This window comes from Thioclava marina (assembly GCF_002020135.1).
GTDB lineage: Bacteria > Pseudomonadota > Alphaproteobacteria > Rhodobacterales > Rhodobacteraceae > Thioclava > Thioclava marina.
In genome coordinates, this window is record NZ_MPZS01000001.1 from 1,809,164 (window position 1) to 1,821,241 (window position 12,078).

At 62.7% G+C, this 12,078-nt stretch carries 14 protein-coding genes; 8 read left to right on the top strand and 6 right to left on the bottom strand.

What is annotated here, in order from left to right; all coding sequences use genetic code 11:
* Position 1: 1 nt before the first annotated feature.
* Positions 2 to 631 (bottom strand): NrsF family protein, encoded by a 630-nt coding sequence (locus BMG00_RS08735; protein ID WP_078574025.1) that lies wholly within the window; start codon positions 629 to 631, stop codon positions 2 to 4.
* On the bottom strand, positions 628 to 1,179 hold the full coding sequence (locus tag BMG00_RS08740) for a sigma-70 family RNA polymerase sigma factor (RefSeq protein ID WP_245794972.1): 552 nt from the start codon (positions 1,177 to 1,179) through the stop codon (positions 628 to 630). The genes BMG00_RS08735 and BMG00_RS08740 overlap by 4 nt, the downstream gene beginning before the upstream one ends.
* Before the next feature lie 156 nt (positions 1,180 to 1,335).
* Here BMG00_RS08740 and BMG00_RS08745 point away from each other — a divergent pair, with 156 nt between their 5' ends.
* The 5 genes from BMG00_RS08745 to BMG00_RS08765 all read left to right on the top strand — a co-directional run bounded on the left by BMG00_RS08745 (position 1,336) and on the right by BMG00_RS08765 (position 4,342).
* Positions 1,336 to 1,608: a BufA1 family periplasmic bufferin-type metallophore gene (locus tag BMG00_RS08745; protein WP_078526485.1), complete on the top strand. Its 273-nt coding sequence runs from the start codon at positions 1,336 to 1,338 to the stop codon at positions 1,606 to 1,608.
* A gap of 52 nt (positions 1,609 to 1,660) precedes the next feature.
* Complete coding sequence (bufB, locus tag BMG00_RS08750) at positions 1,661 to 2,503, top strand: MNIO family bufferin maturase (protein WP_078574026.1); 843 nt, start codon at positions 1,661 to 1,663, stop codon at positions 2,501 to 2,503.
* Positions 2,487 to 3,260 carry an HvfC/BufC N-terminal domain-containing protein gene (locus BMG00_RS08755; protein ID WP_078574028.1) on the top strand — a complete coding sequence of 258 codons (774 nt, stop codon included), beginning with the start codon at positions 2,487 to 2,489 and terminating at the stop codon, positions 3,258 to 3,260. The genes bufB and BMG00_RS08755 overlap by 17 nt, the downstream gene beginning before the upstream one ends.
* Positions 3,257 to 3,724 carry a DoxX family protein gene (locus tag BMG00_RS08760; RefSeq protein WP_078526491.1) on the top strand — a complete coding sequence of 156 codons (468 nt, stop codon included), beginning with the start codon at positions 3,257 to 3,259 and terminating at the stop codon, positions 3,722 to 3,724. Before BMG00_RS08755 ends, BMG00_RS08760 begins: the two co-directional genes overlap by 4 nt.
* An 81-nt stretch (positions 3,725 to 3,805) precedes the next feature.
* Positions 3,806 to 4,342, top strand: a complete 537-nt coding sequence (locus BMG00_RS08765) for a flavin reductase family protein (RefSeq protein ID WP_245795007.1) — start codon at positions 3,806 to 3,808, stop codon at positions 4,340 to 4,342.
* Here BMG00_RS08765 and BMG00_RS08770 read toward each other — a convergent pair.
* From BMG00_RS08770 to BMG00_RS08785, 4 genes are read right to left on the bottom strand one after another with little or no spacing between them, the layout of a single operon-like run.
* Complete coding sequence (locus tag BMG00_RS08770; protein ID WP_158521704.1) at positions 4,330 to 4,893, bottom strand: PqiC family protein; 564 nt, start codon at positions 4,891 to 4,893, stop codon at positions 4,330 to 4,332. The two genes, BMG00_RS08765 and BMG00_RS08770, sit on opposite strands and share 13 nt — an antisense overlap.
* Positions 4,894 to 4,905: 12 nt before the next feature.
* The gene (locus BMG00_RS08775) at positions 4,906 to 6,945 is read right to left on the bottom strand and encodes a PqiB family protein (RefSeq protein ID WP_078526497.1); all 2,040 of its coding nucleotides are present in this window, start codon (positions 6,943 to 6,945) and stop codon (positions 4,906 to 4,908) included.
* On the bottom strand, positions 6,945 to 7,577 hold the full coding sequence (locus BMG00_RS08780; protein WP_078574030.1) for a paraquat-inducible protein A: 633 nt from the start codon (positions 7,575 to 7,577) through the stop codon (positions 6,945 to 6,947). The genes BMG00_RS08775 and BMG00_RS08780 overlap by 1 nt, the downstream gene beginning before the upstream one ends.
* Positions 7,553 to 8,188, bottom strand: coding sequence for a paraquat-inducible protein A (locus BMG00_RS08785; RefSeq protein WP_078526501.1), 636 nt, complete (start codon positions 8,186 to 8,188; stop codon positions 7,553 to 7,555). Before BMG00_RS08785 ends, BMG00_RS08780 begins: the two co-directional genes overlap by 25 nt.
* Before the next feature lie 124 nt (positions 8,189 to 8,312).
* On the opposite strand from BMG00_RS08785, the gene BMG00_RS08790 reads away from it, so the two are divergent.
* From BMG00_RS08790 to flgK, 3 genes are all read left to right on the top strand, one after another.
* The gene (locus tag BMG00_RS08790; protein WP_078574031.1) at positions 8,313 to 9,161 is read left to right on the top strand and encodes a flagellar motor protein MotB; all 849 of its coding nucleotides are present in this window, start codon (positions 8,313 to 8,315) and stop codon (positions 9,159 to 9,161) included.
* 97 nt (positions 9,162 to 9,258) lie between these two features.
* Entirely contained in the window at positions 9,259 to 10,593 is a 1,335-nt protein-coding gene (locus BMG00_RS08795) for a flagellar hook protein FlgE (RefSeq protein WP_078526505.1), read from the top strand.
* Positions 10,594 to 10,623: 30 nt separating this feature from the next.
* On the top strand, positions 10,624 to 12,078 hold the full coding sequence (gene flgK / locus BMG00_RS08800; protein WP_078526507.1) for a flagellar hook-associated protein FlgK: 1,455 nt from the start codon (positions 10,624 to 10,626) through the stop codon (positions 12,076 to 12,078).

Sequence of the window (12,078 nt, forward strand, 5' to 3'; positions counted from 1 at the left end):
CCTACCAGCGTAGCAAGAGCCGTCCCAGAAGCGCCCCTGCGATCACGGTGATCGCGATCCCTGCGCCATACCAGGTTACATAGAAAAGCGGGCTGTCCTCGGTGCAATGGAGCGCATAGATCGCTGTGCCGAGCCCTCCGGCGGCAAGCCCGGCGGCTGCCCCCGCGCGCTCGGGTGCCATCACCGCGCCCTGACGCAGGCTGGTGAGCACGGCTGCGAGGATAGGCGCGGAAAACATCGGGATCGAAAGCAGGCAGGGCAGGATCGTCTTGCCGCGAAAATCCATCATGCGCTGGCTTTCGGGCGTGGTGAGATAGGCATAGCCGATCAGAAGCAGCCCGATCACCGGGAATATCCACACCCAGCTCAGCCGGGCGCGCGCAAGCGGACGGGCGAATTTCAGCGCGACCGGCATTGCGATCACCCCGAGCAGAAGCGGCAGGTAGAATTTCGGGGCAATATCCGGCGTCATCAGGGTCTTTTCCATCGGAAAGCGAACCCCCAAAAGCCCCGCCATCGCGAGCGCCGACAGGATCAGCGCCGGGATCAGCCAGTGCCAGAGCACCCTTCCCGCATGCGGCTCGCGCAGCTCGTCCTTCTCCAGTAATGCCAACAGATCTTCGGTCTTCATATCTCGATCAGTCTCTCTCGAAGCGCGGCCAGTTTCTTGAGCGAGCGGTGCAGCATCACGCGCACCGCCCCCTCGCTCATATCCATCGCGTCACCTATCTCGGCGATGCTTTTCCCTTCCAACCCGATCGCCCGGACCAGTTGCTCGGCCCTCGGCTCCAGATGGCTCAAAAACGTCTCAATATCGGCCTGCTCGGTCGGATCAGCCTCGGGCGCCGCAGGCAGGATCTCGGCGAAATCCTCAACCGGAAGGTGGATCCGACGGCCCCGCTTGCGAAACGCATCGACCACCTTGTGCCGGGCGATCGCATAACACCAGGGCGCGGCCGGTTCGTCCTCGCGCCAAGTGTGGCGCTTGAGATGGATCGCGAGCAGAACCTCCTGCAAGACATCCTCGCAATCGGCCTCCGGCAGGCCCGCCCCGCGCGCCCGCACGACTGCGCGCAGCACCGGAGTCACCGCGTTCAAAAACAGACCGTAGGCGCGCGCATCGCCTGCGTTGGCGGCCCTGAGAAGCCGCGTCCAGTCTGCCTGCCGATCATGCATCATCGCCTACCCTTCGTTGCCGATCATGCCTTCGTTACGGTGCGCGGGAAAAACTTTTTTCGATCACGGAAGCGTGAGCCTGTAACGCCGCCGCGATCCACCCCGAAGAGAGGTCAGGACCGCAACGGGTCCGATACAGATCCAATCAGGGAGATCACCATGAAGACCGAAACCACCCTTGGCATTGCTGCCGCTCTGAGCTGCGCGATGGGCATCGCGAGCGCTGCACATGCCGACGAGATGAAGATGGAGAAGTGCTACGGCGTCGCGATGGCGGGCCAGAACGACTGCGCGGCGGGCCCCGGCACGACCTGCGCCGGTACTGCAACGAAGGATTATCAGGGCAACGCCTGGAAACTCGTCCCGGCGGGCACCTGCGAGACGATCGAGACGCCGCACGGGATGGGCTCGCTCATGCCGAAGGAGATGTGATCACAGGTCGGGGCGGGCCTGTCCCGCCCCTCCTCTGTTAAGGGAGGCCACCATGACGCTGCCGCGCAAACCGGGACTGGGATTCAAGCCCGAGCATTTCCCCACCATCGCCGAAACCAGGCCCGATCTGGGGTTTTTCGAAATCCATGCCGAGAATTACATGGGCGCGGGTGGTCTGCCCCATGCGATGTTGCAAAGGCTGCGAGAGGATTACGCGCTGTCGGTTCATGGCGTTGGCCTGTCTATCGGCGGGCCAGATCCGCTCGATCGCGGTCACCTTGCGCGGCTCAAAGCGCTTTGCGATCGCTACGATCCGGAGAGCTTTTCCGAACATCTCGCCTGGGCGAGCCATGGCGGGGCCTGGATGCATGACCTGCTGCCACTACCCTATACTCAGGAGACGCTGAATCTCGTATGTGATCACGTAGACGAGGTGCAAGAGCATCTGGGGCGTCAGATGCTGCTCGAAAACCCCGCCACCTATGTTCTCTTCGATAATTCCGACATTCCCGAGACCGCGTTTCTGTCCGAGATCAGCCGGCGCACCGGCTGCGGGCTGCTTCTCGATGTGAACAACGTTTTTGTCTCCTGCGTGAACCATCGGCAGGATCCGCGCGCCTATCTCGCGGAGTTCCCGTTGGCGCAGATTGGAGAGGTTCATCTGGCCGGGCATGAAGAGGAAGATCTGCCCTCCGGACCATTCCTGATCGACAGCCACGGGCGGGAAGTCGCAGAACCCGTTTGGGCACTTTATGCTGAAATAGTCTCGAAAATTGGGCCTCTTCCCAGCCTGATCGAATGGGACAATGACGTTCCTGCCTTCCCGGTTCTGATGGCCGAAGCAGAGCGTGCGCGCACCATATTGGAAGGGCAAAGCCATGCTCTCGCATCGTGATTTCGCGCGCAGCTTTCGTGATGCGATCAGGGGCGGCGTCGCGCCCGAGAACGCAACCGCGTGCCAGCCTGCCGAGACAGAGCGGCGTTTTGACGTCTACCGCAATAACGTCGCGCACAGCCTCTCGCAGGCCCTTGCACGCCATTACCCGGTGATCGAGCGGCTACTGGGCGAGGAGTGTTTCAATGGGACGGCACGGCTTTTCATCGACCAGTATCCACCGCGAACACCGGTCTTGACCGAGTGGGGCGAGGAATTCGCAGCGTTCCTCGCCGAAATAGAGACGTTTCAGTCGCTGACCTACCTGCCCGACGTTGCGCAGATCGAATGGGCGCGCAGTCGCGCCTATCACTCGGCCGATGCGGACCCAATGATGCCTCGGGATCTGCAGGCGATTGCGCAAGAGGCCGGGGAGAAACTGCGGCTTTTCCTCCACCCGTCGGTGCAGGTTTTACAAATGCTCACTCCGGCGGGGTCGATCTGGGCGTCGCAACAACCCGGCGGAGCGCCCGCACCGACAGCTGCGCAATGGGCGCCTGAGACGGTTTTGATCGCGCGCAAAGGGCTCGCCGAAGTCGTCACCCGCACCGTGCCCGCACCGATCGGGCGCTTCATTTCCGCCCTGCTAAACGGCCGAACCTTCGCCGAGGCCCAGGCATCCGCTGGAGAGGGATTCGAGTTGAACGCAGCATTTCTGCTGCTTGTCGAAAACGCGCTGATCGTTGGCGCGGGCCGAAAGGGAGGGAATGGGAAATGACCAGCGCAATCGGAGCAAGACCACAGAAAAAGGGTCTATTCCACCTCTATCGAGGAATCATCCGAGCGACATCCCTTATCCCTCGTGAGCTGCCCCTGATCGCCGCCCGGATCTTTCCGGCGGCAGTGTTCTGGATGTCGGGACGCACCAAGGTCGAGGGGATCAGGATCAAGGACTCGACCTTCACCCTATTCCAGTACGAATACGCCCTCCCCTTGATCCCTCATAATTGGGCGGCGGTCTTGGCAACATTTGCCGAGCATTTCTTTCCGGTCCTTCTCATCCTCGGCCTGGCGACACGGCTCTCGGCGCTGGCACTACTGGGAATGACGCTGGTCATTCAGATCTTCGTCTATCCCGGCGCCTGGGTGACGCATGGGCTCTGGGCCGTGGCATTGCTCACCGTGATCACGCGAGGCCCGGGGCGGTTTTCTCTCGATCGGGTGATCGGATTGGAGCGCTGAGCCTTGCCCTCCCCGCCCGGGCCATTATGTCTGTGCCCAAAGGGAGATCGGATGAGCGAAAGCGACGATATCGATGCCGCCATGAACCGGGCGGAGCGCGCGGTACGTGGCGGGGAAATGCCCGACCCGTCCGAGACCCGACGTCTGCGCAACGCTCTGGGGCGCTTTGCGACCGGTGTGACCGTGATCACGGCCTGCGAATGCGACGACCATCTCGGTCCGGTCGGCATGACGGTCAACAGTTTTGCCTCGGTCTCGCTCGATCCGCCCCTGATCCTGTGGTCGGCGGCGCGGAGCTCGATCCGCCATGCGCATTTCACCAAAACCCCGTCCTTCGCGGTGCACGTGCTGCGCCACGATCAGGAATATCTCGCGCATCGCTTCACCCGCCGCGGCACCGGGTTTTCCGGGCTGGATTATACGCAGAACGAGGCGGGCGTGCCGCTTCTGGCCGACCCGCTCGCGCGGTTCGAATGCGTCACGGAGGCACGCCATGACGGTGGCGATCACACGATCATCATCGGCCGGGTGACACGTTTCGAAAGCGCTGCGGAAGGCACACCGCTCATCTTCTCGGGCGGACAGTTCGGCAGCTTCCGCCCCGATCAGTCGAGCTGAGCGATCCGCCGCGCGAGAACGGTCACCGCGGCGCTCTGCGCCTTGGCGATCGTACCCGGCTCCTGATCCGCGATCGGTACGGTGAAATCGAAGCGCCGCACGACATCGCGCCCGCCTTCGTAGCCAGCGGGCGTCACAAAATAGACCCCAGCGACATGCAACTGACCATCCGCACCGGGCAGCATCTGCTCGATCCGGACCTCGACACGGCGCGAGGGCGGATCGGCGAGCGGCCAAGGCTCGGAGATCACCGTCGCCCCCGAGAGCGCCGAGATCTGGCGTGCCAGTGACAGTGTGAAGGCACGTGACGGATCATCCGCCCACAGATTGTCCGGGTTCGAACGCAGCGCGCCATCGGCGGTCTGGAAGGCGATTTCCTGCGCCGTCGCGTATTGCGGCATCGAAACCTCACGCAGCTCCGCACGCCCCAACCGGTTCGGCAGCGCCTTCTCGGCAGTGGGCGGATCGATCGGGTAGCGCGCGATCTTTTCGGGATCCGAGCAGGCGGCAAGAGCCAGCAGGCAGAGCGGCAAAATCTGGAAGGGTTTCATCGTCATCTCCTGTCAGCGGCCCAGAATGAAGGACTGCGGATTGCGCTCGATCATCCGCGCGAGCGATCCGATATCGGCAATCGACCGGCGCAGCTCTCGCAGCATATTGACCGTCTCGTTCGAGAAATTCGAGCCCCGGCCATAGGTCGCGACCAGCGCCTGCGCCTGATCGACGAGCGATTGCAATTGCCGGGTCAGCTCGGGCAAGCGATCACTCGCCTTCGAGACGGATTGCGCGGCACTTTGCGCGGCGTCGAGCGTTTCGTTGAGCTTCTCGGCCGCGCCCGCCTGGCGCAGTTGCTCGAGGATCGCCGCGGTTTGTTCCAGCGTGGCGTTGAGCGATTGCGGCAGATCCTGCGTGCCGGGCTTGTTCAGAAGCCCGTTGATATCGGCAAGGATCGCATCAAGCTTGTCACCCATATCCTTGAGCGGCATATCCGCGATGGCCGAGGCCGCGCGATCGGCGGAGGCCAGCGTCTGATCGAGGCCCGAGATTTCCTCCAGCACCGAAGAGGCCGCCTCCGTCACCCGATCGAGCGCGGCGACGGTCTTGTCGGCCGCATCCTTTTCGTTGAGATCGGACGCGAAGGTCTTGAGCTGTTCGAGAAGCCCCGACAGTTCACCCGGCACCTTGCGCGTGTCCTCGCTCTCGGCCACGGCGGAGATCGAGTCGAGCGTGCGGATCGCGGAGTTCATCAGATCCTCGATCGGCAGACCCTCGATCCGCTTGAATACGCCCTTGGCCGATTTCGCCAGATCGTTCTCGGCTGCCGGCGCGGTCGGGATTGACGGGAAGGGCTGGGTGTCGAGGTTCATCTCGGCGGCAGCCACATCTGGGACATCCGAAAGCTCGATCACCATTGTCCCGCCCAGAAGACCGATTGCCGCGATCCGGGCACGCAGCCCGCCCTCGACCTCGCCTTGCAGGAACTGCGTCACCGATTCCGCATCGGCATCCCGCGCGAGCCCCAGCCGGTCGGGCGAAAGGGCGATCGTCACCTGCTGTTGGGCATAGCGCTGCCCCGACGCATCGGTATGGATCTTGATCGCGAGCGCGGTCACCTCACCCGCCTCGACGCCGCGGAACTGCACCTTGGAGCCGATCTCCAGCCCCTGCACGGGGTCATCGAACAAAAGCGTGTAACGCGGCGGGTCGACCACATCCGACTGGAAGACAGAGTTTTCGGCCGTATCCTTGCTGCCATAGAGCCGGAACGCATGGCCATTCTCGACAAGATCACCACCCGAGGTGAAGGTCTCGAACTCCACCCCGCCCTGCACCAGAGTCGCCAGCGAGCGCACGTCAAGCGTAAGCCCCGACGCATCGAACTTCACCGAGAAGCCGGACGTGTCCCAGAACCGCGTCGCGGTGGTCAGAAGCTGGTTATGCGGCGCCTCGATGAAAGCGTCGACCACGACACCCGAGCCGTCCTTGTCGAGCCGCAGGTTCTGCAAATGGCCCACCGTCAGCCCGTGATAGAGCACCGGCGCACCATCGACGATCCCGCCCGCATCCTTGGCGCGCAGCTCGATGATCGTGCCGCGCGTCGGGTCTGGGGAAATCGGCGGTTGCTCGAGCCCTTCGAAGCGGGTCTGCGGTGCCGCTGCCTTGTCGTTCCAGAAGCCCTCGATATAGGTGCCCGACAGCACCGTGCCGAGATTTTCGATCCCGCGCGCGGAGACCTCGGGACGCACCAGCCAGAACTTGGTTTCGTTATCGACATAGGGCGCGACATCCTTGTCGACCCTCACGCCAAGCCGCACCTTGGTCAGATCCGGCGTGAATCCGATCGTTTCGACCTTGCCGACCTCGACCTCGCGGAATTTCAGCGGCGTGCCGATCTCGACACCGGTGGCATCCTTGAAGTCGATCTCGATCAGCATGCCCCGGTCGGAAAACGTCTTCCACGCAACCCCGAGCGTAATCAGAAGAGCGATCAGCGGCACCACCCAGACGACCGAAAGCCGCGTCCAGATCGGGCGCGGAGCCTCGGAGGTTTCAAGCTGGGCCGGCATGGGCTCTGAGGAGCCGGGGTCGGAATTGTCACTCATCAAATCACTCTTTCGGGGCCGCGCCAGATCAGGCGCGGGTCAAAGCTTTGGGCGGAAAGCATGGTGAATGCAACCGACAGGGCAAAGGACGCCGCGGCCGGTCCGGGATGGATCGAGGCGACAAATCCCAGTTGCACCAGCGCCGAGAGGATCGCCACCACGAACACGTCGATCATCGACCAGCGGCCAATGAACTCGACCACCTCAAAGAGACGCAGATGCGGATGCCCGCCGCGGCGTTTCTCGTTGCCCACCGCAAGCGCGAGATAGGCGACCGCGATGAACTTGCCGATCGGGATCATCACCGAGGCAACGAAAATGATCAGCGCGACGCCGTAATTGTGATGCCGCCAGAGCTCGATCGCACCGCCGACGATGGTGTTTTTCTGCTCCGCGCCAAGCGTTGCGGTGCGCAGCATCGGATAGAGGTTTGCCGGGATGTAGAAAATCAATCCCGCCAGCCACCACGCCCAAACCGCTTGCAGGCCATGGGTGTCCACCTTGCGCAGTTTTGCGCCGCACCGCTCGCAATAGCTGTGATCGCGCGTCCAGACCTTGCCGCAGCGCGTGCAGCCGATCAGCCCCGCATCGGTCGCGGTGAGCACGTTTACTTGCGTTCGATCGCGTCCCATATCGTCCACTTGCTGACAAAGGAATCCTTCAGGGCGATCACGATGATCAGCGCGCAAAACGCCCAGAAGGCGGGCCCGAGCGAGACCTTGGCGAGCCCCGCGAGCTTCACCAGTGCCACTGCGGTCCCGATGATGAAGATCTCGGCCATCGCCCAGGGCTGGCTTTCTTCGGCCAGCCGGAACATCGTCGCGGCATGCGGCCAGGCGGGCCGTCCGTTTGCCAGAGGCCAGAGCGTGTAGATCAACGCCACGAAACGGAAGATCGGCAGTGCCACGATCATCGACAGAACCGCGAAGGCCAACGGCGCGAGCCACCCTTCCGAAAACGCCATCGCAACGCCGAAGATCGAGCTTTCATGATGAAGACCACGCGCCGAAATCTCGAGGAACGGGAAGAAGATCGCCCCGATCATCAGGATCATGCCCGTAAAGGACAGCGCGATCACATGCAGGAAGGACCGTTCTCGCGGCGAGATCAGGACCGTCCCGCAACGTCGGCAGCGCGCACGCTTGCCGTCTGGCAGATGCTGGGCCTGGTGCAACGCATCGCATTGCGGACAAGCCATCAGCTGTGCCGGATCGAGTTCAAGTGGGGCGGACTGAAAGCTCATTGGACAAATTTAGTGATTGTCCGTTCCACGACAAGCAATCCGCGAAATAGCACGCATTTTATCCGTCAACGGGCTGTTAATGCGGCATTGCTACATCGGTCTTCGGGTGAAAAGAGGTGGTGGGATGAGCAACCGCGACAATGCGGCGCCAATCATCATCAAGCGCAAGAAGATTTCGGGCGGCGACGGTCACCACGGCGGGGCATGGAAAGTTGCCTATGCCGATTTCGTCACCGCCATGATGGCCTTCTTCATGCTGATGTGGTTGCTGAACGCGACAACCGAGAAACAACGCAAGGGGATCGCGGATTACTTCAATCCGACGGTCCCGATCAACCGGATCTCCGGCGGCGGCGAGGGCGCATTCGGAGGTGATTCCGTCTTTTCCGAAGACCAGATCGCGCAGACCGGAACCGGTGCGGCCTCATACCGCCCCACCGAAGAACGACAAGCCCGCGGGCAAAGCTCTGCCGAGGACAAGCAGGAAACCGACAAGGCGCAGTTCGACCAGATGTCGAAGTCGATCGAACAGGCGCTCACCGGGGTGGGTGGCGAGTCGATGGTCACCCAGCAACTCGCGCGCCACATCGTTACCAGGCTCACCGACGAAGGCCTGATCGTCGAGTTCTTCGATCTTCCCGGAGAACCACTGTTCTTCGCCGACAGTGCGGCACCAGAACCGATCCTCGAAGAGCTGGCGACCATGCTTTCGCGGGTATTCGGACTCGTGCAAAGCGATCTCGCGATCAACGGGCATACCCGCGCCTATCCGCAAATGCTCGCGCAAGACCCCGCCTGGGAACTTTCGAGCGCCCGGGCCCAGGCGATGCGCGGCCTGCTCGAAGGCGCCGGTTTCGAGAAACGCCGGATCCAGCGCGTCACCGGTTATGCCGACCGAAAACCTTCCGTGAAACAACCGATGGACGGGCGCAACAACCGGCTGGAAGTGATCTTGCTGCGCGACCGCCGCTAACCGTGTTTTCGGATTCTCGCGACTGTTAGGGGGATCTTAAACACCCGTGCGCCAGTGTGGCTGCCAATTTCGGACGCAGCAGCAGAAAGGCGCACTCATGTCCATTTCCTCCTCGCTGAACGCGGGCGTTGCCGGTCTGGCCGCGAATGCCACCCGGCTCGCCACGATCTCGGACAACATCGCGAATTCGGGTACATATGGCTACAAACGGGCAATCGCCGAATTCGAGAGCATGGTGATCAACCAGGCACGCGGCGCAGGCTCCTATTCGGCTGGCGGCGTACGCGCGGCGACAACGCGCCTGATCGAAGAACGCGGGTCGCTCGTCTCCACCGCCAATGCGCTCGACATCGCCGTGGCGGGGCGCGGCATGCTTCCGGTGATCCCCTCGGTATCGCTCGACAACACCACCGGCGATCAGCCGATGATGATGACAACCACAGGGGCCTTCCGCACCGATGCCGACGGCACGCTGAAAACGGATTCGGGGCTGGTTCTGCTCGGCTGGCCAGCCAATGCAGATGGAACGATCCCGGTCCTGCCGCGCGACACGACCTCTGGGCTCGAACCCGTGGTGATCAATGCCAACCAGACCGCTGGCGATCCAACGACGCGGATGAACCTCGGGGTGAATCTGCCCGCGGTCGATACCGATGCCGGCGCAACCGGAGAGGCACTGCCGCTGTCGGTCGAATATTTCGGCAACCTCGGCACTTCTGAGACGCTTGATGTCAGCTTCACGCCCACGATCCCGGCCACCGGTTCGTCGAACACCTGGACGATGGTGATCCGTGACAGCGCGACCGTCGACGATCCGGCGACCGTGGCGACGGATGAAAGCATCATCGGCGAATATACCCTGACCTTCGACGACAGCCGCGGCGCGGGCGGCACGCTGGCTTCGGTCACTGTGGTTTCTGGCGGCACCTACGATACGGCGACAGGCGCGCTCTCTCTCACCGTCGCGGGCGGTCCGCTCGAAGTGACGATCGGCAAGATCGGTGACACCAACGGACTGACCCAGCTCTCCGACAGTTTCGCCCCCACCTCGATCACCAAGGATGGCTCGCCCGTGGGCAATCTCACCGCGGTCGAGATCGACGAGAACGGCTATATCAAGGCGACCTACGACACCGGTTTCATTCGCACGGTCTACCAGATCCCGCTGGTCGATGTGCCCAACCAGAACGGGTTGATCGCGCTCGACAACCAGACCTTCCAGGTCTCGCCTACCTCGGGGTCGTTCTTCTTGTGGGATGCCGGCGACGGCCCGACCGGCTCGGTCGAGGGTTACGCACGCGAGGGATCGACCGTCGATGTCGCGCAGGAACTTACCAATCTGATCCAGACGCAACGCGCCTATTCCTCGAATGCGAAGGTGATCCAGACAGTCGACGAGATGTTGCAGGAGACGACGAATATCAAGCGCTGATCCTGACCGGATCGGCTCACGGAGGCCATCATGAGTATCTCTCAGTCCCTTTCCAATGCCGTGTCGGGCCTCAACGCGGCCTCGCGCATGGCCGAGGTCGTGGCCTCCAACACCGCCAACGCGCTGACCGAAGGCTACGCCAAGCGCGAGATCCGCCTGGGCGCGCAGGTGTTGGGGGGCAACGGCGCGGGTGTGCGCGTTCTGAGCGTCGACCGCATGGTGAATGAAGGCCTGCGCAGCGACCTGCGCCTCGCCGATGCAGCGGCCGGAAACGCATCTCTGCGCAGCGAATTCCATGCACAGCTCGAGGGCTGGCTTGGAACGCCCGAGGATCCGAACTCTCTGTCACAGAAACTTGCTGATTTCGAAGCGACACTTGTCGAAGCTGCAAGCCGCCCCGACAGTGACGCGCGCCTCGCCGCCGTTCTCGAAAGCGCAGATGCGATCGCCACTCATCTCAACAGCGTTTCGCGCAACCTTCAGGAAACCCGGATCGACGCCGATCAACAGATCGCGAAGCAGATCGACTTTCTCAACGACACGCTGACACAGATCGACGATCTGAACGCCACCATCCTCGCCGAGCGCGCCTCCGGCCACGACGCCAATGCGCTTCTCGACCAAAGGCAGGCACTCGTCGATCAGGTGTCGCAAATCGTGCCGGTACGGCAGGTCGCGCGCGAGAACGATCAGATCGCACTTTTCACCACCGGCGGCGCGATCCTGCTCGAGGGTACCCCCGCCCGGATCGGCTTTACTCCGACGGGCATCATCACTGCGGATATGACTGAAAACGGCGGGGCGCTTTCCGGGCTCACGCTGAATGGAATGGAAATTTCCAGCGCCGATGAGCGGGTGATGGGCGGCGGTACACTCGGCGCGCTCTTCGCGATCCGCGACGAGATTGCTCCTGACGCCCAAAGCCAGATCGACGCTTACGCCCGCGATCTGATCGGACGTTTTTCCGATCCTGCGCTCGATCCCACGCTCGCAAGCGGTGTGCCGGGTCTGTTCACCGACAATGGCGGCCCGGCCGATCCTCTCTCTGAGACCGGTCTCGCGAGCCGCATCGAGATCAACGCGCGGGCCGATCCCGCCCAAGGGGGCGCCCTCTGGCGCCTTCGCGACGGGCTAGGGGCAATTGCCCCGGGCCCGGTCGGAAATTCCGAGCATCTCTCTGCTCTGGTTGATGCGCTTGCTCGGGAATCCTTGCCCGTCTCGGGGGATTTCGGACCTTCCCTGCGTAGCAGTTCCGGTCTCGCCGCCGATCTGCTTTCCCGCGTTTCAACTGCTCGCCAGTCCGCCCAGTCACGCGAAATCTTCTCCGCAACGCGCCATGAGACCTTGAATACGATGGCGCTCTCCGAGGGCGTCGATACCGATCAGGAAATGCAGAACCTCCTTCGGGTCGAAGAACTTTACGCCGCCAATGCCCGCGTCATTCAAACCGTCGACGCCCTGATCCAACAGCTTCTGGAGTTGTGA

Bases quoted from the DNA above. Each gene is read 5' to 3' on its own strand.
- BMG00_RS08785 (WP_078526501.1), bottom strand. From the start codon at position 8,188: ATGAGCTTTCAGTCCGCCCCACTTGAACTCGATCCGGCACAGCTGATG.
- BMG00_RS08745 (WP_078526485.1), top strand. From the start codon at position 1,336: ATGAAGACCGAAACCACCCTTGGCATTGCTGCCGCTCTGAGCTGCGCG.
- BMG00_RS08790 (WP_078574031.1), top strand. From the start codon at position 8,313: ATGAGCAACCGCGACAATGCGGCGCCAATCATCATCAAGCGCAAGAAG.
- BMG00_RS08780 (WP_078574030.1), bottom strand. From the start codon at position 7,577: ATGGGACGCGATCGAACGCAAGTAAACGTGCTCACCGCGACCGATGCG.
- BMG00_RS08760 (WP_078526491.1), top strand. From the start codon at position 3,257: ATGACCAGCGCAATCGGAGCAAGACCACAGAAAAAGGGTCTATTCCAC.
- BMG00_RS08795 (WP_078526505.1), top strand. From the start codon at position 9,259: ATGTCCATTTCCTCCTCGCTGAACGCGGGCGTTGCCGGTCTGGCCGCG.
- BMG00_RS08755 (WP_078574028.1), top strand. From the start codon at position 2,487: ATGCTCTCGCATCGTGATTTCGCGCGCAGCTTTCGTGATGCGATCAGG.
- bufB (WP_078574026.1), top strand. From the start codon at position 1,661: ATGACGCTGCCGCGCAAACCGGGACTGGGATTCAAGCCCGAGCATTTC.
- BMG00_RS08740 (WP_245794972.1), bottom strand. From the start codon at position 1,179: ATGATGCATGATCGGCAGGCAGACTGGACGCGGCTTCTCAGGGCCGCC.
- BMG00_RS08765 (WP_245795007.1), top strand. From the start codon at position 3,806: ATGAACCGGGCGGAGCGCGCGGTACGTGGCGGGGAAATGCCCGACCCG.
- flgK (WP_078526507.1), top strand. From the start codon at position 10,624: ATGAGTATCTCTCAGTCCCTTTCCAATGCCGTGTCGGGCCTCAACGCG.
- BMG00_RS08775 (WP_078526497.1), bottom strand. From the start codon at position 6,945: ATGAGTGACAATTCCGACCCCGGCTCCTCAGAGCCCATGCCGGCCCAG.
- BMG00_RS08735 (WP_078574025.1), bottom strand. From the start codon at position 631: ATGAAGACCGAAGATCTGTTGGCATTACTGGAGAAGGACGAGCTGCGC.
- BMG00_RS08770 (WP_158521704.1), bottom strand. From the start codon at position 4,893: ATGAAACCCTTCCAGATTTTGCCGCTCTGCCTGCTGGCTCTTGCCGCC.